This window comes from Brevibacterium sp. OS20, from assembly GCF_056837565.1.
Genome location: NZ_CM166367.1, coordinates 2,013,122 through 2,035,518 on the forward strand (window position 1 = coordinate 2,013,122; position 22,397 = coordinate 2,035,518).

The window sequence follows — 22,397 nt, forward strand, 5'->3', positions numbered from 1 at the left end:
GGCGGCGGGATCTCAGTTCACCTGGAATCGACCGCCGACCGAGGTCAGAGTGCGTAGTAGAGCTCGAACTCGGTCGGTGTCGGACGCAGACGAGCAACATCGAGTTCGTTCTCACGCTTGATGCGGATCCACGTCTCGATGAGGTCGGGAGTGAACACATCGCCGGCGGTGAGGAAGTCGTGGTCCTTCTCGAGCTCGTTGAGCGCCTCGTCGAGGGTGCCGGGGACGAGCTTGATGTCCTTGGCCTCCTCGGGCGGGAGCTCGTAGAGGTCCTTGTCGATGGGCTCCGGCGGTTCGATGCGGTTGCGGATACCGTCGAGCCCGGCCATGAGCTGGGCCGAGAAGGCGAGGTAGGGGTTCGACGAGGGGTCCGGAACGCGGAACTCGAGCCGTTTGGCCTTCGGCGAGGATCCGGTCACCGGAATGCGGATCGCGGCAGAACGGTTGCGCGCGGAGTAGACGAGATTGACCGGAGCCTCATAGCCGGGCACCAGGCGGCGGTAGGAGTTGATAGTCGGGTTCGTGAACGCCAGCACCGCGCCGGCGTGCTCGATGAGTCCGCCGATGTACCAGCGAGCCAGGTCGGAGAGCCCGCCGTAGCCGTTCTCGTCGTAGAACAGCGGCTCGCCGTTCTTCCACAGCGACTGGTGGCAGTGCATGCCGGAGCCGTTGTCGTCGAAGAGCGGCTTGGGCATGAAGGTCGCGGACTTGCCGAGCTCGAAAGCGGTGTTCTTGATCACGTACTTGAAGTCGAGCAGCTGATCGCCTGCGTGCTGGAGCGTCTTGAACTTGTAGTTGATCTCCTGCTGACCGGCGGTGCCGACCTCATGGTGCGCCCGCTCCATCTCGAAGCCGATCTCCTCGAGCGTCAGCGACATCTTGTCGCGGACATCTGCGTACTGATCCTGCGGCGAGACCGGGAAGTAGCCGCCCTTGAACGGGGTCTTGTAGCCCTGGTTTCCGCCGACCTCATCAGAGCCGGTGTTCCACGCAGCTTCCTGTGAGCCGATCTTGTAGAAGCTGCCGCCGGGAGTGTTCTCGTAGCGGATGGAGTCGAAGAGGTAGAACTCGGCCTCGGCGCCGAAGAAGACAGTGTCGGCGATCCCAGTGGATTCGAGGTAGGCCTCGGCCTTGGCCGCGACCTGCCGGGGATCGCGGGAGTAGGGCTCATCGGTGAACGGATCGACGATCGAGTGCGTGACGACCAGCGTCTTGGCCTCACGGAAGGGGTCGATGTACGCGGAGGTGACATCGGCCAGCAGTTTCATATCGGATTCGTGGATGCCCTGGAAGCCTGTGATGGAGGACCCGTCGAAGAGCAGACCTTCGGTGATCTCCTCGGTGCCGTATGAGGCGGCGGGGAGATTGAAGTGCTGGACCACACCGGGCAGGTCGCAGAACCGGACATCGACGAATTTGACGTCATTGTCCGATATGTAGTTGACGAGTTCTTCAGCAGACGAGAACACTTAGGTCTCCTAGTTCGTGTACGGTGGCCGTTTGTCCTGACCACGGTCAATCTTAGTCGCCGAAGAATGAAGTGGTGATGTCGACCATGTTTCGGGCATGTTTCCTGAGGATCCACTCAGGCCGGATTTCGTAGGCTGGGGGAGTGATCAATCGTGACGACCTTGGTTCCTGGCTCGAAGGACCCCGGTTCGACAGGGAAGAAGACGACTGGCCCGGAAAGCGGCTGGGTCTGCCTGTCAACGGCTCGCATTCTCTGGCCCCGGCGTGGAAGCGAATCCTCGCCCTGCTCGTCGACTGGCTGATGTGTCTGGCGATCGCCAATCTCATCGATCCGGCGAATCCGATCCTCGCGCCCGCGTTCTTCGCCCTCGAGAATTTCGTGCTTGTGGGAACTCTCGGGTATTCGGTTGGCCATCGTCTCTTCGGCATCGAAGTCCGGCGCCTCGACGGCCACGTGCCGGGACTGCTCAAGTCGCTCATCCGCTCAGTCCTCGTCGTGCTCGTCATTCCGGCGCTCATCTTCAACCGCGACAACCGCGGAGTCCACGACCTTGCGGCAGGAACCGTCATCCTCCGCCGCTGACCCCTCTTACTACCTGACGGCGGCCCAGCAACCTCGCGCCAGGTTGCTGGGCCGCCGTCAGGTAGTAAGAGGGGAATGGGAAGCGGCGCCGACTCTCGTTGAGTCGGCGCCGCTTCTCCTTGCCTCGGCTGAAGGGCTCGTGCCTTCGCTGAGGGGCTGCGGGTCAGCGTCCGCGCATCGCCTTGTGGTTCGGGCGGGCCTTGTTCGGGTCGATGCCCTTCGGGATCGGCGGGCGGGTGCCCTGCGTCCCGAGAGCAGCCAGACGATTGCGCACGGCCAGGACCTCGGCGCGGTTGAGCTTGCGCGGCAGCTTCTGCACGGCCGGAACGACCTGCTTCATCGCCAACTGGCCCTCTTCCTTGCCGCCCTGGAAGGTGTGCACCGGAACATTGGGGAGGATGCGTTCGTGGCGCTTCTTCTCCTTGGCCAGCAGTTTCGCGCTGCGTCCCTTCGGACCTTCGCTCAGCAGCACGACGCCGGCACGACCGGTCGACCGGAACACGAGGTCACGGCTCTTCGGATCGACGGCGATCGGCTTCTCATCCATCAGGTACCCGCGGCGGGCCGTGTTGAGAACAGCGCCGAAGGCTCCGGGCTGTCCGTCCATCTGAGCGAATGCGGCGGTCTCGGCGAAGCGGCCGAGCATGAACATGCCCAACAGCAGACCGACCATGAAACCGAGGATCGTCGTGAAGATCGCGGTGGTGCCGCCGATGAGCAGACCGATCAGCAGGCCGATGAGCGTGCACCCGAGGATCGCCGCGGCCAGCAGCCACGGGGTCGCTTTGTTGTGTTTGGCGGACAGCTCGTAGACCTGACGCATCTGCGCCAGTCGGCCGGGCTTCTTGTTCGGATCCTTCGGCTTGCGCCGGAACAGTCCCTTACGCGGTTCTTCGCTCATTCTCTCACTTGCTCTTGAGGGGCGTTGCGGCGTCGCCTCCAGAAATCAGGGGGAGGCCGACGCTCATTGCTCAGCAGTCAAGTCTACCTCTTCGCCGGGGCCGAAGGTATCCACAACGGCCTGCGCCTCCTGCTTGGCGGGGGTGTGCTTGTCCAGGTGCGCCAGATGCGAGGGGATCTCCTCTCCGCGGCGGCGCATGGCGGTGGCCCACAGGCGGCCTGCACGGTACGACGAACGCACGAGCGGACCCGACATGACGCCGAGGAAGCCGATCTCCTCTGCAGCATCGCGCAGCATCACGAAGTCGGCGGGCTTGACCCACCGGGTGACGGGATGGTGCCGAGGAGAGGGACGCAGGTACTGCGTGATGGTGATGAGGTCGCAGCCGGCATCGTGGAGGTCCTGCAGTGCGGAGATGATCTCGTCGTTCGTCTCACCCATCCCGAGGATGAGGTTCGATTTCGTGACCAGGCCGGCCTCGCGGGCCTGAGTGATCACCGACAGCGATCGTTCGTAGCGGAATGCGGGACGGATGCGCTTGAAGATGCGCGGAACCGTTTCGACATTGTGCGCGAGCACTTCAGGTCGGGAGGAGAACACCTCGGCGAGCTGATCCGGCTTGGCATTGAAATCGGGGATGAGCAGCTCCACGCCGGTGCCGCGTCCGTCGACATACGAGAGGTCGTGGATCTGGCGCACGGTCTCTGCATAGAGCCAGGCGCCGCCGTCTTCGAGGTCGTCTCGTGCCACACCGGTGATCGTCGAGTAGCGCAGACCCATCTCCGCCACCGAGGCGGCCACGCGGCGAGGTTCGTCAGCGTCGAATTCAGCCGGTCGGCCGGTGTCGATCTGGCAGAAGTCACAGCGCCGGGTGCACTGTTCGCCGCCGATGAGGAAGGTCGCTTCGCGATCTTCCCAGCATTCGAAGATGTTCGGGCAGCCTGCCTCTTCGCAGACCGTGTGCAGCTCCTGCTTGCGCACGAGCGACTTCAGTGCGGTGTATTCGGGGCCGATATGGGCCTTCGCTTTGATCCAGGCCGGCTTGTCCTCGATGGGAGTCTCGGAGTTGCGGGCTTCGACGCGGAGCATGCGGCGGCCCTCTGGTGCGATCGTCATCTGAGTTCTCCTAAGCGGTGATGGTCTCGTGCAGGATTTCGTCGAGTCGCTGCGCCACATCTTCGGGAGTGACGGTCCGACCGAGCTCAGCACTGATGGACGTGGTGTCGGCGTCTGTGATCCCACACGGGATGATGGACTCATAGGCGCCGAGGTCGTTGCTGCAGTTCAGGGCCAGGCCGTGCATCGTCACGCCTTCGTGGATGCGGATGCCGATGGCACCGATCTTGCGGTCGCGACGGAGTTCGTCGCCGCGCAGCCAGACACCGGCCCGGCCCTCGATCGTGGTCGCCTCGATCTCGTATTCGGAGAGCAGTCGGATCATCGCGTCCTCGAGTTGGGACACGAAGAGTCGGACCTCTTTGGGGTCGTTGAGCTTGTAGATGCAGTAGGCGACCAGCTGTCCGGGACCGTGCCAGGTGATCTTCCCGCCGCGGTCGACGTCGATGACATCTGTGCCGTCGGTCGGTCGTTCGAAGTCCTCGGTGCGCTTGCCGGCCGTATAGACCGGGGAATGCTCGAGGAGTAGGATCGTCGATCGACGGTCGCCGGCGAGCACTTCGTCGTGGTATCTCTTCTGCAATTCCCAAGTCTGCCGATAGTCCGAGAGGACAGGGGCGAACCCGAGCGTTTCTGTGGCCAGGGGCATGGCTCCACACTATGACTCTTGACCCCAGTGTTCAATTTGTTTCCAATCACATCTGGCGACCTCCACCGAGGCTGTGGCCCTTGACACATAACGACATCGGCGAGCATCATTAAACAACACTAAATGCGACTGATCATCATCAACGGAGATGACGAACCATGACATGGGAGTTCCAAGCAACGATCGCGGATGATATCCATCGCGTCGTCGATTCCGACGGTCGCAGTGCATGGGGCGTCGTGCACAATGATTTCGATGCCGACGACCCCCGTGTTCTCGCCCTCACCGAGGTGGCTCTTCCGACCGGCGCCCGTTCCCTTCTCATCGTCCCCGCTTCGCCCGGTGGTCTCGTCCTCGACGTGATCCGCACCTATCAGGGACTGACCGAGGCCGAGCTGTGCACCCTGTTCCTGGGCATCATCGAGGAGCTCACGACGTGCACGCGACCAGAGGATCGGCTCACTCTGTCCGCGTTCTCCCTCGACGCCCACGGTCGACCGGTCCTCATTCCCGGAGTCTCGGCGCCCATTGCGACGACACCGCGCCGCGCCGTGGGAGAGATGATCTATCACGCCGTCCACGGGCGGCCGTGGGCCGAGGTGCTGCTTCCCGTCGACCTCGCTCTGTCCGAGTCATCGTCGGCTCTGCGGTCGCTCGTCGCAGGCCTCCTGGACGATGCGGCGTCCGAAATCGGGTTGGGCACCGCCCTCGCCGAGGCGGCGGATTCCCTTCGTACACTCGACCGTCCCGCTGCGCTTCCAATGGTGCCTGCCGAGAGCGGAACGTCGCCGGAATCGGCCCTCACGGCTCGTCTGCGCGTGGCAACCGGACTCAGACCGCACCGGCGATCCGAGGAGGACAGCGGTTCGACGCACAGCGCACCGGCCCCGCCTCTGCGCGGAGGCGGAGTGACTCCGCTGCGCGCCGAGGCGAAGAGCTCGCGACGCTCGAGACGTGATCGCCGACGCGCAGGCGGCCGAAAGGAGTGGATGGTACCGCTGCTGGGCTCCGTGGGCTCCCTGTGGACCCGCCTGCGGGCGGTGGACCTGCATCGTGTGTTCGGTCACGGCACCCTGCTCATCGGCCTCGCCGTGTGCCTGACGGTTCTGGGCGGAGTCGTCGTCTGGTCCTCATGGTCGTCCACCGCGGCCGTGAGCGGAGAAGAGGCGCCGTCCGCCGAGGGGGCGACCCGGCCGCCCGAAGCGACGTCGACGCCGAGCGCAGACGACGTGTCCGCCGTCCTCGAGGAACTGTGCGAGTCACGCGCAGCAGCTCTCAGCAATGGCGACGAGGCGGCTCTGAAGGCACTGACGGTGCCCGACTCGGCTGCCGCAGCAGCCGATGAGCTCATCGATCCCTCGGCGTATGCCGACTCCGACTATTCGATCGATGTCGAGGACGTGGAGATCGTCGCCGCCGACGATGACCGGGTGGTCGCCTCGGCGCTTATGCGGTCGAGCGGAGGCACCGGGGCCGCCCTGGTGGAGTTCGCCGAGCAGACCGTCGAGTTCGAACTGCACAGAGTCGAGGGTACATGGCTCGTAGCGGAGGTCCGGGAGGCGACGACGCGGTGAATGGCCCGAGGGGCCGACCACGAATGGTCGGCCCCTCGATCAGGTGTGTCGGAGAGTCAGGCTCAGAGGTCGAGATCGGCCTCGAAGTTGCCTTCTTCCAGACGTGCCTTGATGGTCTGCAGGAATCGTCCTGCATCCGCACCGTCGACCAGCTGGTGGTTGTAGGTCAACGGCAGGTACACCATGTCGCGGATGGCGATCGCCTCATCGCCGTCGGCCGTCTTCACGGCGATGGGACGGCGGACGATCGCGCCCGTGCCGATGATGCCCATCTGCGGCTGGTTGATGATCGGCGTGTCGAACAGTGCCCCGACGGAACCGATGTTGGTCACCGTGAAGGTTCCACCCGAAAGCTCGTCCGGCATGATCTTGTTGTTGCGGGTCCGGTCGGCGACATCGTCGATGGCCTTCGACAGACCTGCGACGCTGAGGTCACCGGCATCCTTGATCACGGGCACGAGCAGTCCGCGCGGGGTATCGACCGCAACGGCCAGGTGCTCGTGATCGAAGTAGGTGATCTGCTGCGACTCGAGATCGTACTGAGCGTTGACCTTCGGGTGCACCTGAAGCGCTTCGACGATGGCCTTGGCGAAGAACGGCAGGTAGGTCAGCTTCGAACCGTGCTTGGCCTGGAATGCCTCCTTATTGGCCTTGCGCAGCTTGACGACGCGAGACATATCCACTTCGATGACCTGCGTGAGCTGAGCGGAGACATCGAGTGACTCGCTCATGCGCTTGGCGATGGTCTGGCGGATACGCGAAGCCTTCTCCGTGGTGCCGCGCAGCTTCGCAGCCTCCTCGGGGATCTCGACCTTGAACGGAGCCTTCGGAGCTCCGGCCGATGCGCCGGACTGTGCCGCGGGAGCGGCAGCAGGGCCGTTCTTCGCGGCCGATTCGACATCCTGCTTGCGGATGCGACCGCCCACTCCGGTGCCGGAGACCTGCGAGAGGTCGACACCCTTCTCGCGGGCCAGACGGCGCACGAGGGGAGTGACGTAGGCAGCGTTCTCACCGACGGTGTCGGCGGCGGCAGGTGCCTGTGCAGCTGCTTCCACCGGCTCTTCGGCCTGAGCGGCCGAGGCGGACTGTGCGGATGCGGTCGCGGCCGGCTTGGGAGCCGATTCCTGCTTCGCTGCCTCCTCCTTGGGGGCTTCCTGTTTCGGAGCCTCTTCGGCGGGGGCTTCCTGCTCCGGAGCTTCCTCGGCGGGGGCCTCTTCCTTGGGCGCATCCTCAGCCGGTGCGGATTCGGCCGGGGCACCGGAACCGATGCGAGCCAGAGGCGCGCCGACCTCGACGGTATCGTCCTCTTCCGCCAAGTGAGCCTGAACGACTCCGGCAACGGGGGAGGGGACCTCGGTGTCGACCTTGTCGGTGGAGACCTCGAGGAGCGGTTCGTCGACCTCGACCTCTTCACCGACTTCCTTGAGCCAGCGGGTCACGGTGCCCTCGGTGACGGATTCGCCGAGCGCGGGCATTGTGATCTCGGTGCCTTCGGAGGATCCTGAATCCGAAGCGGCAGGTTTCGGATCCTCGGCCGGGGCCTCTTCGGCCGCCGGTGCTTCTTCGGCGGGTGCTTCTTCAGCCGGGGCCTCTGCAGGCTCCTCGGCGGGTTCCTCCGCAGGTTCCTCGTCGTGGGTTGAAGCGCCGCTGCCGTCGCCGATGTAGGCGAGGTCGCCGCCGACCTCGACCACGTCATCTTCTTCGGCCAGGATCTTCTCGAGGGTGCCTGCGTAGGGGCTCGGGATCTCAGTGTCGACCTTGTCGGTCGACACCTCGAGCAACGGCTCGTCTACCTCGACTTCTTCGCCCACTTCCTTGAGCCAGCGAGTGACAGTGCCCTCGGTGACCGACTCTCCGAGAGCCGGCATCTGAACGGAATTCGACATGAGTATTCGTCTCCTCGGATCTTATGAGTGGAAGTGCAGGGGTTTGCCGGCCAGGGCCAAGTGCGCCTCGCCGAGTGCTTCGTTCTGCGTGGGGTGCGCGTGGATGAGCTGCGCGACTTCCTCGGGGAATGCTTCCCAATTGACGATGAGCTGCGCTTCACCGGCCTGCTCGGACAGGCGAGCACCGATTCCGTGCACGCCCACGACCGGACCGTCCTTCTCGCGGATGACCTTGATCAGGCCTGTGGTGCCCAGGATCACGGACTTGCCGTTGCCGCCGAGGTTGTACTCGAGCGATTCGACCTGGTCCGCTCCGTACTTCTCTTCCGCCTGAGCGGAGGACAGTCCGACGGAGAAGATCTCCGGTTCGCAGTACGTCACGCGCGGGATGCCCGATTCGACGACCGGTGCCGGGTTGAGGCCGGCGATCTCCTCCGCGATGAAGATGCCCTGGCCGAAGGCGCGATGGGCCAGTTGGAGTCCGGGGACGATATCGCCGCAGGCGTAGATGTTGCCGACGCCGGTGTGGAGACGTTCATTGGCGAGGACGAACCCGCGATCCATCGGGATACCCTGCTCTTCGAAGCCGAAGCCCTCGGTGACTGGGCCGCGGCCGACGGCGACGAGGAGGTACTCCGCCTCGAGCGTCGAACCGTCTTCGAGAGTGACCTTGACCCCGTCGGCAGTCTCTTCGACGCCCTTGAACATGACGCCGAGCTTGAACTTGATCTTGCGCTTCTTGAAGGCGCGCTCGAGGTTCTTCGAGATGGTCTCGTCCTCGTTGGCAACGAGGTGCTTGAGGCCCTCGACGATCGTGACGTCAGCTCCGAAGGAGTTCCAAACGCTGGCGAACTCGACGCCGATGACGCCGCCGCCGAGCACGATGGCCGAGCTCGGGACCTTGTCGAGCTGGAGAGCCTCGGTGCTCGTGATCACGCGGTCGGTGACCTCGAGACCGATGGTCTTCGATGTCGAACCGGTCGAGAGCAGAACGTTCGTGCCCTTGACGGTGTGGTTGCCGTCTTCGCCGGTGACCTCGACAGTGTCTTTGCCGACGAGCTTGCCGGTGCCGAAGTAGGTGTCGATTCCGCGAGCCTTGACCAGACCCTGCAGACCCTTGTAGTTGCGGGTGATGACCCCGTCCTTGTACTCGAGCACCTTGGCGATGTCGATCCCCTTGAACTCGGCCTCGATGCCGAAGGTCTCAGAGTTCTTGGCGGTGTCGGCGACTTCTGCGGCGTGCAGAAGAGCCTTCGTCGGCACGCAGCCACGGTGCAGGCAGGTGCCTCCCACCTTGTCGCGTTCGATCAAAGCGACCTTCATGTCGAGCTCTGCGGCTCGCAGAGCAGCGGCATAGCCACCGGTTCCGCCACCCAGAACGACAAGGTCGTAGGTCAATTCGTCACTCACGGATTTCTCCTCGTAGCTGTGAATAAGCCTGCAGTACGCAGCTTTCAGTCTTATCTTTCCACTTTTCTTGCGCGGGGCGAAGAAAAACGCTGTCTGATTGGACACAGGTGGGCATCATCACGTTCACCTCGACAGCGTGTAGAACCACCGGGCTCAGGCCTTCGCCTTCGCGATTTCGATGAGGGTGCGCACCGCGGCTCCAGTCGCGGCCTTCGGCGTGTAGCCGAAGGGTGCTGAACCGTTGAAGCTCGGTCCGGCGATGTCGATATGCGCCCAGTTCGCATCCTCTCCGACGAATTCACGCAGGAACGCCGCAGCGGCGAGCATGCCGCCGGGGCGCGGTCCTGAGTTCGTGAGATCGGCGGCGGTGGAGTCGAACCCGGAGAGCATCTCCTCGGGGATCGGCATCGCCCACATCTGCTCACCGGCTACGGAAGCCGAGGCGATGACCTCTGCCCGTGCGGCCTCGGAACCCATGACACCGGAGGTGCGTTCGCCGAGGGCGACGATCTGAGCACCGGTGAGTGTGGCCACATCGATGAGCAGATCCGGGTTCTCAGCCCCCGCATCGGTGAGCGCATCCGCGAGGACGAGGCGACCCTCGGCATCGGTGTTCGTGACCTCGACGGTCTTGCCGCTGCGCATCTTCAGCACGTCGCTGGGGCGCTGTGCCGAAGACCCGGGCATGTTCTCCGCCATCGGCAGCCACGCAGTGACACGCACCGGGAGCTTGAGGTCGGCGATGCCGAAGAGCGCCTGAACGACGGCCGCGGAACCGGCCATATCGGACTTCATGTCCTCCATGCTCTTCGCCGGCTTGAGTGAGATGCCGCCGGAGTCGAAGGTGATTCCCTTGCCGACGAAGCTGAGATGGCGCTTGGCGCCGCGAGGTGCGTATTCGACCTTGACGAGGCGGGGTCCACGAGTCGAACCCTGGCCGACGCCGATGATTCCGCCGTAGCCTCCGGCCTTGAGCTCCTTCTCGCCGAGCACTGTGACCTTGAGCTTGCGGTCCTTGGCCTGGTCCTTGACGATCTCCGCGTAGGACTCCGGGTAGAGATCCAGTGGGGGAGTGTTGACGAGATCGCGAGCTCTGTTCGTCGCGGCCGCGATCACTGCGCCGGCGTCATGGGCTACGGCGAAGGTCTTGCCCTTGGGGCCGATGATGGTGATCTCGCCCGGAGTCCCGCCTTCGCTGCGGTAGTCGAGGAAACGGTAGGTTCCGAGTCCCGCGCCCACCGTGATCGCTTCGACCTCTGTCGGAGTGGCGGCGGGCAGGGCCAGTGCGATCGACTCGACACCGTCGAGTGCACGCAGCGCCGCTCCCGCGCCGCGACGCAGCGTTTCAGCAGCTGCGGCGACATCGGAGTCATCGGGATCGCAGTCCCCGAGCCCCACGAGCAGGACGGAGTCGGCGGCGACACCCTTCGGAGCGGGAACACGAGCGGTGGATCCGGCCTTTCCGCTGAACCCGATGGCGCGAGCGGCTTCGTCGAGGGCGGTCTTCGCCGCCTTCGCCCCTTCGAGTCCGAGGACCGTCGAGTCGGCTGCCGCCAGCACCAGAACGGAGGCGGTGGCCTTCACCGGTGAGGTCGTGGAGTAGCTGCTGAGGGTGGATGCACCAGCCATGAGTTCCCTTTCAGTCGTCTTTGAACGTTGCTTCGATCCTAATGCCAAACACGCCGACTTGCTGAAGCAGTGAGTCGAGCGCCTGCTGAAGCGATGAGGGACTCTGACATATTCTTAGGTGCGTGTACTCATTGATCTTCAGACTCCTCTTCGTTCCCATGGACGCCGAATGGGCCCATCACCTCTCGTTCTCCGCGCTGCGCCTTCTTGACTCCATTCCTCTGCTCGGTCGCCTGCTCCGCGTCGTTTGTGCCCGCGACACCGTCCGGCCCGCTCAGGTGATGGGTCTGCCCTTCCCCAACCGAGTGGGCCTGGCCGCGGGGTTCGACAAGAACGGCGTGGGGGTCCGTGCTCTGTCGTCATTGGGCTTCGGACATATCGAGGTCGGCACGATCACCGCCCATGCGCAGCCGGGCAATGATCGTCCGCGGCTGTTCCGTCTGCGGAAGAATCTCGCCCTGCTCAATCGGATGGGGTTCAACAACGACGGAGCCCGGCAGGCATCGTTCAACATCGCCGCCGAACGGAGGAAGATCGAATCCCTCCCGCAGCGCCTGCGTCCAATCGTGGGCATCAACATCGGCAAGACGAAGGTCGTCGAGGCGGCCGACGCGGTGGCCGACTATGCCGCCTCGACCCGTGCGCTGGCTCCCTTGGCCGACTACCTCGTCATCAATGTCAGCTCACCGAACACTCCCGGTCTGCGCGATCTGCAGTCCGTGGGCAGCCTGGAGCCGATCATCACCGCCGTCCGCGACACCGCCGCCGAGGTGGTCGAGCGCCCGCGGTCGACGCTGGGTCATGTGCCCCTGCTGGTCAAGATCGCCCCGGATCTCGCCGACGAGGATGTGGCCGAGATCTGCGACCTCGCTCTGCGCACCGGCGTCGACGGACTCATCACGACGAACACGACGATCGATCGCGGTGTGCTGACCGGCGCCGAGGCGGAGTTCGCCGAAGGTCAGGCAGGCGGCATCTCCGGACGCCCCGTGGCCGAACGCTCTCTCGAGGTGCTGCGTCTGGTCAAGAGGCACGTGGGCGACGAGCTCACCGTCATCTCCGTCGGCGGCGTCGCGGATGCGAAAGACGCCCGGGCTCGAGTGGCCGCGGGCGCCGATCTGGTTCAGTTCTATTCGGAGATGATCTACTCCGGTCCGTTCTTCCCCGGCCGCATCGCACGCGGCCTCGAGTCGAGCCGGCTGCTCACTCGGGGTACTGGCGGCGCTTGACCTGAGGCTTGGGCATGCGCAGCGGACGCAGCTGGATGCTGCGCATGACTGCGTAGAAGGTGATGCCCCGTTCGACCTCGCCGAACTTGTTGCGCAGCCGGTTCTTGAGGATGTAGTTGAGCACGAACCCGTCGAGGACGATCAGTGCGATGAGACCCCAGACGGCGTAGGTGAAGTACTGCTGGATCTGCACCGGCTGCGTGAACGCGATGACGAGGATGAGGATCGCGGCTGGTATGAAGATCTCGCCGATCGAGAAGCGGGCATCGATGTAGTCGCGGATGTACCGGCGCTGCGGGCCCTTGTCACGGCGGGTGAGGTATTTCTCCTCGCCGTTCATCATGCCGATGCGTGCGCGGTCGCGCTCCTGCCGCTGGTGCTCCTTGGCTTGTCTGTTCGCGACTTTGCGATCCTTGTTCACCAAGGGCTGACGGCGCGCGGACTCCTGTTGGCTGCGCTTGGGCGTGGGCCGTCCCTTCTTCGCCTCCGCTTCGCGACGGGCGTCGGCTTCTGCGGAGGGGTCGTCATGGACTGGCTGAGAGGCGGAGGTTTCGTCCTCGGCGCGAGATTTTTTGTTTCCGAACACGAGATGAATACTACCTTTGGAGAATGAGCGAATCGACTTCAGCACTTGACAGTGCACAATTGCATGCCGAACTGGACACCATCTTCGACGAGGTTCTCGGCAATCTCACGGATCTCGTCGCCATCCCCTCCGTCGCCTGGCCGAGCTTCGACGCCGCGAATGTCACGGCCAGCGCCGAGGCTGTCGCGGGCTTGGCGCGTCAGCTCGGCCTCGAGACGGAGATCCTCACCGCGAAGCAGTCGGACGGCGCCGACGGATACCCGGCCGTCGTCGCCTCCGTGCCGGCGCCGGAGGGCGCCCCGACCGTCCTCCTCTACGCCCATCACGATGTGCAGCCGCCCGGCCGCGCCGAGGATTGGGACACCGAACCCTTCGTCGCCACCCGGAAGGGCGACCGCCTCTTCGGCCGTGGAGCCGCCGACGACAAGGCCGGGATCATGGTCCACCTCACGGCTCTGCGGCTGCTGGCCGACCGCCTCGGTGTCGGTGTGACGCTCTTCTTCGAAGGTGAGGAAGAAGCCGGCAGCCCGAGCTTCCGCAATTTCCTCGAGACCTACCGGGACCGCCTGCGCGCAGATGTCATCGTCGTCGCCGATTCGGGCAACTGGGCAGCGGGGACTCCGGCCCTGACGACGAGCCTGCGCGGAATGTGCGCCGTCGAATTCGAGGTCTCCACCCTCGACCACGCCGTGCATTCGGGAATGTACGGGGGAGTGGCACCGGATGCGATGCTCGCGATGACGAAGCTGCTGGCAACCCTCCATGACGACAACGGCTCCGTCGCTGTCGCCGGCCTGCACTCGAGCACAGAGACCTCCATCGACTTCGAAGAGGCGACGCTGCGAACAGACTCCGGGGTGCTCGCGGAAACCGAGCTCATCGGCGCAGGCACCTTGGCCTCCCGTCTGTGGACACAGCCGTCGATCACCGTCATCGGTCTCGACATTCCCGATGTGGCGGTCTCCTCGAATACCTTGCAGTCCTCCCTAAAGGCCAAGCTCTCGATCCGACTCGCGCCCGGGGACACCCCCGCCTCGGCGGTCCGGGCCGTCGAGGAGCATCTGCGCGCGCATCTGCCCTTCGGTGCGCAGTTGAGCATCGGGGAGACCGAGGGCGGAAGCCCCTGGCAGGCCGATGAGAACGACCCTGTGGTCCGGACCGCCCGCCAGGCGCTCACCGACGCTTGGGGCACCGAATCGGTGACGATGGGCATCGGCGGATCGATCCCCTTCATCGCCGATCTGCTCGATGTGTTCCCCCGCGCATCGATCCTCGTCACGGGCGTCGAAGATCCCGACGCGAGGGCCCACAGCGCCAACGAATCGCTCTACCTGCCCGATTTCAAAGCCGCGATCGTCGCCGAAGCCCTGCTGCTGCAGCGCCTCGGCGACCACGGATGACACGAATGGGGAATAGCTTGCCGGGCACCGACGTTGTCACCGGTGTAGCCTGGGGACAGGAACGCGAAAAGGAGTAACCATGACTGTGACCGAAAAAGCAGAAGCCACCCACGAGGTGGAGCTGTCGTCGACCGCTGCCGACAAGGTCCGCAGCCTGCTGGAACAGGAAGGTCGTGACGACCTGCGCCTGCGCGTGGCTGTCCAGCCCGGCGGATGTTCCGGACTGATCTATCAGCTCTATTTCGATGAGCGCTTCCTTGACGGAGACGCGGTCCGCGACTTCGACGGCGTCGAGGTCATCGTCGACCGGATGAGCGTTCCCTACCTCAGCGGTTCGACCATCGACTTCTCCGACACCATCGAGAAGCAGGGCTTCACCATCGACAACCCCAACGCCGGGGGATCCTGCGCCTGCGGAGACTCGTTCCACTGATCAGCCTCGGCTGAGGAGGAGCGCTTCTCATGGACCTGGAGGATCTGCGTGCCGTGTCGTACACGGCAACGCAGCCCCAGGTCCTTTTGTCGTATCGGGCCGGACTCTTCCCGATGGGAGTCGGCCACGGGGGCACCGGTCGGATGGGATGGTGGGCTCCACGACGACGTGGAGTTCTGTTTCCCGGTGACCTGCGTGTGACGAAGAGCCTGCGCAAATCGATGAAACACTTCACCTTCACCACCAACCGCGCCTTCATGCACGTCATCCGGGCATGTGCCGACCCGCGGCGGACGGGCAGCTGGATCACCGAGGACATGATCGAGCTCTACCAGGGCCTCCACGACGACGGGTGGGCGCATTCGGTCGAGGTCTGGAACGGCGATGAGCTTGTCGGCGGTCTCTACGGAGTCGCCATCGGTTCGTTCTTCGCCGGCGAATCGATGTTCCACACTCAGCGCGACGCCTCGAAGGCCGCGCTGGCCCACCTCGTCGGACTCTTCGACGGAACCGACGTCGTCAGCGGAGAAACCCGGTCCACCTCGGCGGATGCGGATACGGGACCGGGGAATTGGCTCATCGACACCCAGTGGCAGACATCACACCTCGCCACCCTCGGCGTGTCGGAGATCAGCGGCCTGGAGTACTCCGCGCACCTAGATTCCGCGCTCAGGGGCAGTGTCTGTCAGCATATTCTCAACAAATGAACATCTGCAGGTGAATTTCTACCGCGTGTAGCGGTAGTCTTATGAGTGACAGAGTAAGTACACGTCTCTCGGCCTGACCTGGAGACGCAGAACGTTGTGAAAGGCTGCACGTGGATTCTCCGAATCAGTCAGGACCGCAGCGGTCCTGGGCGAAGCGGCTCGGCATTCTGAGCGCCGTGTTGATACCGGCGTTGCTATCGGGTTGCACTAAAGAGCAGATCGCCACAGGATTTTTTCCCGTCGAATCGCAAGGCGCGACGAACCACACTGATGCCTATACAGCGCTGTGGAACGGCGGCTGGATCGCCCTTCTCATCGTGGGCCTCATCGTCTGGGGACTCATCCTGTGGGCCATGGTCGCCTACCGCCGCCGCAAGAACGATCGCGGACTGCCGGTGCAGATGCGCTACAGCATGCCGATCGAAATCCTCTTCACGGTGACTCCGGTCGTCCTCGTCCTCGGCTTCTTCTTCCAGAACGTCCAGGTCATGGAGAAGACGACGGATGACTCCACCCCTGGCGAGCAGGTCATCGAGGTCGCTGCCAAGCAGTGGGCCTGGGACTTCAACTATGAGACCGAAGACGTCTACTACGCCGGCACTCAGGTTGCCCTCGACGGCACCGAAGCCCCCGAGAAGACCGCTCCCGTCCTCTACCTCCCCGTCGACACCGACCTGGAGATCCGCCTGCACTCCCGCGACGTCCTCCACTCCTTCTGGGTCCCCGCCTTCCTCGAGAAGCGCGATATGATCCCCGGCCACGATCAGAGCCTGCATCTGCGTGCCGAGAAGGAAGGCGAGTATGTCGGCAAGTGTGCCGAGCTTTGCGGTGAGTACCACTCGGAGATGCTTTTCAACGTCAAGGTCGTGTCGAAGGAAGAATTCCAGGAGTACACGCAGTCGCTTGCCGATCAGGGCAACACAGGCCAGCTGGGACCGGAGTACGATCGCAACTGGTACCCGAAAGAAGGTGCTGAGAAATGACCGCCACGATGGATCAGGCGGCTCTTTATGCTCCGGTAGTTCCACGGAGCAAGGGCAAGATCATCGTCGACTGGATCACGTCGACGGACCATAAGACGATCGGGTACATGTACCTCATCGGCTCGTTCTTCTTCTTCTGCGTCGGCGGTGTGATGGCGCTCATCATCCGCCTCGAGCTCTTCGAGCCCGGAATGCAGATCGTTGAGACCAAGGAACAGTACAACCAGCTGTTCACCATGCACGGCACATTGATGCTGCTGATGTTCGCCACCCCGCTGTTCGCCGGCTTCGCCAACGTCATCATGCCGTTGCAGATCGGCGCTCCGGACGTGGCGTTCCCGCGGCTGAATGCCTTCGCCTTCTGGATGTACCTCTTCGGCAGCCTTGTGGCCATCTCCGGATTCCTCACCCCTCAGGGTGCGGCATCCTTCGGCTGGACCGCCTACGCGCCATTGAGCAATACGACGTTCACACCGGGCGCCGGTGGTAACTTGTGGGTCCTCGGACTCGCCCTGCAGGGCTTCGGAACCATCCTCGGCTCCGTCAACTTCATCACGACTGTGATCACCATGCGCGCCCCGGGCATGACCATGTTCCGCATGCCGATCTTCACCTGGAACGTCCTGGTCACCGGCATCCTCGTGCTCATGGCCTTCCAGCCTCTGGCTGCTGCGCTGCTGGTGCTCGGTTCCGACCGCGTCCTCGGTTCCCATGTGTTCAGCCCGGGCAACGGCGGACCGATACTCTGGCAGCACCTGTTCTGGTTCTTCGGCCATCCGGAGGTCTATGTCATTGCGCTGCCGTTCTTCGGCATCGTCACAGAGATCTTCCCGGTGTTCAGCCGCAAGCCGGTCTTCGGCTACAAGGAACTCGTCTTCGCGACAGTTGCCATCGCTGCGCTGTCGGTGACCGTGTGGGCCCACCACATGTACGTCACGGGCGTCGTGGCACTGCCGTTCTTCGCCTTCATGACGATGCTCATCGCGATTCCGACAGGTGTCAAGTTCTTCAACTGGATCGGCACGATGTGGAGAGGCTCGATCACATTCGAGACTCCCATCGTGTGGTCGATCGGCTTCCTCGCAACGTTCCTCTTCGGCGGTCTGACCGGAGTCATCCTGGCCAGCCCGGCCCTCGACCAGCATGTGTCCGACACCTACTTCGTCGTGGCGCACTTCCACTACGTCGTCTTCGGCACCGTCGTGTTCGCGATGTTCGCCGGATTCTACTTCTGGTGGCCGAAGTGGACGGGCAAGATGCTCAACGAAAAGCTCGGACACATCCACTTCTGGATGCTGTTCATCGGCTTCCACGGAACCTTCCTCGTCCAGCACTGGCTGGGTGTCGACGGAATGCCGCGTCGTTACGCCGACTACCTGCCGCAGGACGGTTTCACCTGGATGAACCAGGTGTCGACGGTCGGTTCGCTGCTGCTGGGTCTGTCCATGGTTCCGTTCTTCTGGAACGTGTGGATCACCCACCGCAATGCACCCAAGGTGACGGTCGATGACCCATGGGGCTACGGAGGATCGCTCGAATGGGCTACCTCCTGCCCGCCCCCGCGTCACAACTTCACCTCGCTGCCGCGGATCCGCTCCGAACGTCCTGCCTTCGACCTCAACCACCCCGAGCTGCTTGAATACAGCGGTCACGGTCAGGCAGAACCCCAGCTCACAGGAGACAACGCCAAATGAAGTCATCGATCTACGTCTTCAACCTCTGCGGCCTGTTCTTCATCGCAGTCGGGATCTTCTACGGCTTCTTCACCGACTTCACCGAGCTCGTCGGATTCCCGGCGTTGCTCCTCGTCGGACTGATGGCCCTGATGATCGGCGTCTACCTCTGGCTGACGGATCGACGCGTCGGTCGTCAGCCTCAGGACAACGACGACGCCGAGATCTCCGACGCCGATGCCGACTACGGTATGTTCAGCCCGTGGAGCTGGTGGCCGATCGTCAGCGCGGGAGCCGCCGCCGTCGCATTCTACGGAATCGCCATGGGTTGGTGGATCTTCCCGTTCGGTGTCGTGCTCGGCATCGTTGCTCTGGTCGGTCTCACCTACGAACACGATCGCGGCGATTTCGCCCACTGATTCAGTTATCTGATCGCCCAGCCACTGTGGCCCGGACTCAAGTCGAGTCCGGGCCACAGTGCTATTCACCGGCAGCGGACAAACCCGACACAGGTGGACAGAAATCATCGTGGGCACGTCCTCCGGTCCCTTGTCGGCGCCGGAGTGGCTGATGGACGCTTGCGTGGTCCCCTGCGGCCCATACGTACACCCGCAGGGTCGCACTTCTGCCGTTCGCAGTCGGAGCAAGCGGCGGACTGCTCTTCCGGAGCTAAAGGCGGACTGCGGTTTGGTCCAGGCTGTTCTGAACTCATCACTTTGTTCGGTGAGCATTTGAGAACATTCAGTACCAATTCGACAGAGCACACCGCGATGAAGGAGGCGTTGTGCCGACGCAATCGCCAAGATCGACATCGGGTCCACCACGGATCGCGGCGAGCGTCCACTAGGGCGGACGCAGACGCAGCCGGAGGCGACTGGAGGCTGAAGAGAGCCCTGGTGACACTCTTTCGCTGGCCAAGATGCGGCAGTGTGTCACTGTATCGTTCGGCTCATTCTCTTTCTGCCAATCTCGGGGCCGATGAGCCTCGATCGGCAGTCGAGACTTTGAGAGCAGCTATGAGGCGCAAGGCAACGGGCCAGGGGAGAGGCAGATTCCACGTCTGGGCACCGCTGAACGAACGCCCGTCTTCGTGCTCGGGCCTCCCCGAGGCGAACGGAGCAGTACGTTCAGAAGCTTGCTGCAGGCCCGTCAGCGGCCCGTCGGCAGTCTCAGACGAACTCGTGCTCGGCCAGAGCATTTTGAGACGCAGGACGTGGCTCTCATAGCCTACGGCGGGTGTTCCGATTCGCGGAGAACCAGATCGGACCGACACGGGACTATTCCGATCGAGGCGGAAGCGGCTCAATCCAGGTGGTACTGCCCCTGGCCAGCAGTTGCTGAGACCGACAGGGTCAGGTGCAGATATCCACATCAGGAGGCGGAGAACGGAGTACGCGACGGAGAGTGACGAGTGACCGCCTCTTCTGTGAATGGAGCGAGGGGCTCAGCAGTTGAACTGCTGAGCCCCTCGTATCAGGTGTGTCGGACCTGTCAGTGTCCGAGTTCCTTGTTGTTCGAACCCTCGACAGCGTCATGGTCGTGGTGCGAAGCTTCGAGCTCCTGCTTCGTCACCGGGGCCACACGATCTTCGAAGAAGAAGCGAGACAGACGTGCACGCAGCTTCTCCATCCCCGTGATCTTGCCCTCGGCATTCGGCTCGGCCGGTACGTAGGCCGGCGACTCGAACGCGGTGATCTTCCACAGCTTGTGCGGGGGAAGAGCCTCGTGACGTTCGAGGAACTCACCGTGGGGCAGACGGATGATATGGGCCGTCTCCCGTCCGTGCAGAGCGATTTCACGGTCCTTGCGCTGAAGCGCGAGGCACATGCGCTTGGTGATGATGTAACCGATGATCGGTCCGAAGAAGAACAGGAATCGGAAGATGTAGATCATGTCGTTGAGCGACATCTGGAAGAACACTGCGATGATGTCACCCGATGCAGCCGCCCACATGTTGCAGTAGAAGATGATTCCTGCAACGCCGATGGCGGTACGAGTCGGGTTGTTGCGCGGACGATCGAGGATGTGGTGCTCACGATGGTCCTTCTGCAGCCACGCCTCGAAGAACGGGTAGATGAACATGACAGCGAACACGCCGCCCATGACGATCACGGCGCTGTTGATGTTGAACGAGATCGGCCATCCGAAGATGTAGAACTCGAACCAGCCCGGGACGATGCGGAGGAACCCATCGGCCCAACCGATGTACCAGTCAGGCTGGGTACCGGCCGAGACCGGGGAGGGGTCATACGGACCGTAGTTCCAGATCGGGTTGATCGTGAACAGCGCCGAGATGAGCGAGAGCAGACCGAAGATGAGGAAGAAGAATCCTCCGCCCTTGGCTGCGAAGGTCGGCAGAACAGGTTCTCCGACGACGTTCTTCTCGGTGTTTCCGGCACCAGGGTACTGGGTGTGCTTGTGCACGACGACGAACATGAGGTGGATGCCGATGAGTGCGATGAGCAGAGCCGGCACGATCATGATGTGCAGGGTGTAGAGGCGGGCCACGATGTCGATGCCCGGGAACTCTCCACCGAAGAGGAAGAACGAGATATAGGTTCCGACGAGCGGCAGCGACTTCAGGATGCCGTCGATGATTCGCAGTCCGTTGCCCGAGAGCAGATCATCGGGGAGCGAGTAGCCGGTGAAGCCGGCCGCCATGCCCATGATGACGAGCAGAACACCGACGACCCAGTTGAGCTCACGCGGACGGCGGAAGGCACCGGTGAAGAACACGCGGAGCATGTGGACGCTCAATGCGGCGACGAAGAGCAGCGCGCCCCAGTGGTGCATCTGTCGGATGAACAGACCGCCGCGGATCTCCAGGGAGATCGCGAGTGTCGAATCATAGGCTTCGGAGATCTCGACGCCGCGCAGCGGCAGCCAGGGTCCGTCGTAGTGCAGTTCGCCCATGGCCGGCTGGAAGAAGAACGTGAGGAACGTTCCGGACAGAACGACGATGATGAAGCTGTAGAGAGCAACCTCGCCGAGCATGAACGACCAGTGGGAGGGGAAGATCTTGCGACCGAACTCGCGCACGAGGACAGATGCCCCGACGCGGGTTTCGGCGAAGTTCGCCGCCTTCCCGATGGTGGTGGTTGGCTGTGTAGTACTCATGGGTGGTTGATCTCCCAGAACGTAGGTCCGACAGGCTCAGGGAAGTCCGACTGGGCAACCAGGTAGCCTTCGCTGTCCACGGTGATGGGTAGCTGAGGAAGCGGTCGCTTGGCCGGGCCGAAGATGACCTTGCAGTGTTCCGTCACGTCGAAGGTCGACTGGTGGCAGGGGCACAGCAGGTGGTGTGTCTGGTGCTCGTACAGTGCGACGGGGCAGCCGACGTGGGTGCAGATCTTCGAGTAGGCGACGATTCCGTCGTGCGACCAGTCCTTGCGATCCGGATCCTCTTTGAGTTCCTTGGGATCGATGCGCATGAGAAGCACGGCCGCCTTGGCCTTCTCGTTCAGCGGGTGCTCGCTGGCCTCCTCGTCGCCGATGCCCGAAGGCAGGACATGGTAGGCCGAGCCGATGGTGACTTCGTCGGCCTTGATCGGACGTTCGGAATCCACCGAGGGGATTCCGCCGACGTCGCGGATGAGGCGAGTGCCCTTCTGCCAGAGCGTGTTGAACATCTTGTCGCCCGGCAGCGGACCGAGGTCGCGGAAGACGAGAACTGCCGGCAGCGGGGCGATCGCCAGAGCGGCGATGAGCGTATTGCGCAGCAGAGGACGACGGGCGATGCCCGACTCTTCCTTGGCCTGGTGGAGGATCTCGAGCGCAATCGCCTGATCCTCTTCGCTGCCGCCGATGTCATGGCGTTCGTCGATGCCCTCGTGATCGCTCATGAGGTTCTTGGCCCAGAGCACTGCACCGAAGCCGATGGAGAACATCGCGACAGCGGCACCGAGGCCGACGAACATGTTGTGAAGGCGGATGCTCTGCATCGATTCGCCCGGGGTGAACAGGAAGTACGCCACGATGAACCAGATGGTTCCGATCATCGAGAGGATGAACCAGGCGGCTACCTGTCGTTCGGCGACCTTCTCGGCGCGTGGGTCCGAGTCGGCCAGGCGCGGTTTGTGCTCGGGCAGACCTGGGTTCGTGAACCCGTTCAACTCCTCGAGCTGGCTGCCGCCGCCGGAGTGCTCTTTCGAGGTCATTGAATTCCCCG

At 63.4% G+C, this 22,397-nt stretch carries 19 protein-coding genes; 9 read left to right on the top strand and 10 right to left on the bottom strand.

The genetic code is table 11. The features are described from left to right. Window positions 1–44: 44 nt before the first annotated feature. On the bottom strand, window positions 45–1,469 hold the full coding sequence (glnA, locus tag ACVZTU_RS09025; protein ID WP_101547431.1) for a type I glutamate--ammonia ligase: 1,425 nt from the start codon (window positions 1,467–1,469) through the stop codon (window positions 45–47). A gap of 143 nt (window positions 1,470–1,612) precedes the next feature. Here glnA and ACVZTU_RS09030 point away from each other — a divergent pair, with 143 nt between their 5' ends. Continuing rightward, window positions 1,613–2,053 (top strand): RDD family protein, encoded by a 441-nt coding sequence (locus ACVZTU_RS09030; RefSeq protein WP_139908007.1) that lies wholly within the window; start codon window positions 1,613–1,615, stop codon window positions 2,051–2,053. Between the two features lie 163 nt (window positions 2,054–2,216). Here ACVZTU_RS09030 and ACVZTU_RS09035 read toward each other — a convergent pair whose 3' ends face one another. From ACVZTU_RS09035 to lipB, 3 genes are all read right to left on the bottom strand, one after another. Then, complete coding sequence (locus tag ACVZTU_RS09035; RefSeq protein ID WP_139467176.1) at window positions 2,217–2,954, bottom strand: DUF4191 domain-containing protein; 738 nt, start codon at window positions 2,952–2,954, stop codon at window positions 2,217–2,219. 63 nt (window positions 2,955–3,017) lie between these two features. Further along, on the bottom strand, window positions 3,018–4,070 hold the full coding sequence (gene lipA, locus ACVZTU_RS09040; RefSeq protein WP_092013963.1) for a lipoyl synthase: 1,053 nt from the start codon (window positions 4,068–4,070) through the stop codon (window positions 3,018–3,020). Window positions 4,071–4,080: 10 nt separating this feature from the next. After that, window positions 4,081–4,719 carry a lipoyl(octanoyl) transferase LipB gene (lipB, locus tag ACVZTU_RS09045; protein WP_139467178.1) on the bottom strand — a complete coding sequence of 213 codons (639 nt, stop codon included), beginning with the start codon at window positions 4,717–4,719 and terminating at the stop codon, window positions 4,081–4,083. A 158-nt stretch (window positions 4,720–4,877) separates the two neighbouring features. Between lipB and ACVZTU_RS09050 the strand changes: the two genes are divergently transcribed. Further along, a complete protein-coding gene (locus ACVZTU_RS09050; protein ID WP_139467179.1) occupies window positions 4,878–6,293 on the top strand; it encodes a hypothetical protein in 1,416 nt (471 codons plus the stop codon). Window positions 6,294–6,355: 62 nt separating this feature from the next. Here the strand turns inward: ACVZTU_RS09050 and sucB are convergent, their stop codons facing one another. From sucB to ACVZTU_RS09065, 3 genes are all read right to left on the bottom strand, one after another. Further along, window positions 6,356–8,179 (bottom strand): 2-oxoglutarate dehydrogenase, E2 component, dihydrolipoamide succinyltransferase, encoded by a 1,824-nt coding sequence (sucB, locus tag ACVZTU_RS09055; RefSeq protein WP_139467180.1) that lies wholly within the window; start codon window positions 8,177–8,179, stop codon window positions 6,356–6,358. 21 nt (window positions 8,180–8,200) lie between these two features. Then, on the bottom strand, window positions 8,201–9,589 hold the full coding sequence (lpdA, locus tag ACVZTU_RS09060) for a dihydrolipoyl dehydrogenase (RefSeq protein WP_139467181.1): 1,389 nt from the start codon (window positions 9,587–9,589) through the stop codon (window positions 8,201–8,203). A 153-nt stretch (window positions 9,590–9,742) separates the two neighbouring features. Further along, window positions 9,743–11,218, bottom strand: coding sequence for a leucyl aminopeptidase (locus tag ACVZTU_RS09065; protein ID WP_482401731.1), 1,476 nt, complete (start codon window positions 11,216–11,218; stop codon window positions 9,743–9,745). Between the two features lie 122 nt (window positions 11,219–11,340). Here ACVZTU_RS09065 and ACVZTU_RS09070 point away from each other — a divergent pair, with 122 nt between their 5' ends. Then, complete coding sequence (locus ACVZTU_RS09070; RefSeq protein WP_482401732.1) at window positions 11,341–12,447, top strand: quinone-dependent dihydroorotate dehydrogenase; 1,107 nt, start codon at window positions 11,341–11,343, stop codon at window positions 12,445–12,447. Here ACVZTU_RS09070 and ACVZTU_RS09075 read toward each other — a convergent pair. Then, window positions 12,422–13,033, bottom strand: coding sequence for a DUF3043 domain-containing protein (locus tag ACVZTU_RS09075; protein WP_482401733.1), 612 nt, complete (start codon window positions 13,031–13,033; stop codon window positions 12,422–12,424). The two genes, ACVZTU_RS09070 and ACVZTU_RS09075, sit on opposite strands and share 26 nt — an antisense overlap. 23 nt (window positions 13,034–13,056) lie before the next feature. On the opposite strand from ACVZTU_RS09075, the gene ACVZTU_RS09080 reads away from it, so the two are divergent. The 6 genes from ACVZTU_RS09080 (at window position 13,057) to ACVZTU_RS09105 (ending at window position 18,648) form a co-directional block, all read left to right on the top strand. Next, window positions 13,057–14,433, top strand: coding sequence for a M20/M25/M40 family metallo-hydrolase (locus tag ACVZTU_RS09080; RefSeq protein WP_482401734.1), 1,377 nt, complete (start codon window positions 13,057–13,059; stop codon window positions 14,431–14,433). Window positions 14,434–14,512: 79 nt separating this feature from the next. After that, complete coding sequence (locus ACVZTU_RS09085) at window positions 14,513–14,866, top strand: HesB/IscA family protein (RefSeq protein WP_025778316.1); 354 nt, start codon at window positions 14,513–14,515, stop codon at window positions 14,864–14,866. 29 nt (window positions 14,867–14,895) lie between these two features. After that, complete coding sequence (gene aat, locus ACVZTU_RS09090) at window positions 14,896–15,573, top strand: leucyl/phenylalanyl-tRNA--protein transferase (protein WP_181270490.1); 678 nt, start codon at window positions 14,896–14,898, stop codon at window positions 15,571–15,573. Window positions 15,574–15,683: 110 nt separating this feature from the next. Then, window positions 15,684–16,556 carry an aa3-type cytochrome oxidase subunit II gene (gene ctaC / locus ACVZTU_RS09095; RefSeq protein ID WP_139467187.1) on the top strand — a complete coding sequence of 291 codons (873 nt, stop codon included), beginning with the start codon at window positions 15,684–15,686 and terminating at the stop codon, window positions 16,554–16,556. Continuing rightward, the gene (ctaD, locus tag ACVZTU_RS09100; protein WP_482401735.1) at window positions 16,553–18,250 is read left to right on the top strand and encodes an aa3-type cytochrome oxidase subunit I; all 1,698 of its coding nucleotides are present in this window, start codon (window positions 16,553–16,555) and stop codon (window positions 18,248–18,250) included. The genes ctaC and ctaD overlap by 4 nt, the downstream gene beginning before the upstream one ends. Beyond that, window positions 18,247–18,648, top strand: a complete 402-nt coding sequence (locus ACVZTU_RS09105; protein WP_139467189.1) for a cytochrome c oxidase subunit 4 — start codon at window positions 18,247–18,249, stop codon at window positions 18,646–18,648. The genes ctaD and ACVZTU_RS09105 overlap by 4 nt, the downstream gene beginning before the upstream one ends. 1,072 nt (window positions 18,649–19,720) lie before the next feature. Here the strand turns inward: ACVZTU_RS09105 and qcrB are convergent. Beyond that, a complete protein-coding gene (gene qcrB / locus ACVZTU_RS09110) occupies window positions 19,721–21,346 on the bottom strand; it encodes a cytochrome bc1 complex cytochrome b subunit (RefSeq protein ID WP_139467190.1) in 1,626 nt (541 codons plus the stop codon). After that, window positions 21,343–22,386: a cytochrome bc1 complex Rieske iron-sulfur subunit gene (gene qcrA / locus ACVZTU_RS09115; RefSeq protein WP_139467191.1), complete on the bottom strand. Its 1,044-nt coding sequence runs from the start codon at window positions 22,384–22,386 to the stop codon at window positions 21,343–21,345. The genes qcrB and qcrA overlap by 4 nt, the downstream gene beginning before the upstream one ends. Window positions 22,387–22,397 lie beyond the last annotated feature (11 nt).

Coding starts and splice junctions, on each gene's coding strand:
- lipB (WP_139467178.1), bottom strand. CDS start 4,719: ATGCCCCTGGCCACAGAAACGCTCGGGTTCGCCCCTGTCCTCTCGGAC.
- ACVZTU_RS09085 (WP_025778316.1), top strand. CDS start 14,513: ATGACTGTGACCGAAAAAGCAGAAGCCACCCACGAGGTGGAGCTGTCG.
- lipA (WP_092013963.1), bottom strand. CDS start 4,070: ATGACGATCGCACCAGAGGGCCGCCGCATGCTCCGCGTCGAAGCCCGC.
- aat (WP_181270490.1), top strand. CDS start 14,896: ATGGACCTGGAGGATCTGCGTGCCGTGTCGTACACGGCAACGCAGCCC.
- sucB (WP_139467180.1), bottom strand. CDS start 8,179: ATGTCGAATTCCGTTCAGATGCCGGCTCTCGGAGAGTCGGTCACCGAG.
- ACVZTU_RS09035 (WP_139467176.1), bottom strand. CDS start 2,954: ATGAGCGAAGAACCGCGTAAGGGACTGTTCCGGCGCAAGCCGAAGGAT.
- ACVZTU_RS09080 (WP_482401734.1), top strand. CDS start 13,057: ATGAGCGAATCGACTTCAGCACTTGACAGTGCACAATTGCATGCCGAA.
- ACVZTU_RS09050 (WP_139467179.1), top strand. CDS start 4,878: ATGACATGGGAGTTCCAAGCAACGATCGCGGATGATATCCATCGCGTC.
- ACVZTU_RS09065 (WP_482401731.1), bottom strand. CDS start 11,218: ATGGCTGGTGCATCCACCCTCAGCAGCTACTCCACGACCTCACCGGTG.
- qcrA (WP_139467191.1), bottom strand. CDS start 22,386: ATGACCTCGAAAGAGCACTCCGGCGGCGGCAGCCAGCTCGAGGAGTTG.
- ACVZTU_RS09105 (WP_139467189.1), top strand. CDS start 18,247: ATGAAGTCATCGATCTACGTCTTCAACCTCTGCGGCCTGTTCTTCATC.
- qcrB (WP_139467190.1), bottom strand. CDS start 21,346: ATGAGTACTACACAGCCAACCACCACCATCGGGAAGGCGGCGAACTTC.
- ctaD (WP_482401735.1), top strand. CDS start 16,553: ATGACCGCCACGATGGATCAGGCGGCTCTTTATGCTCCGGTAGTTCCA.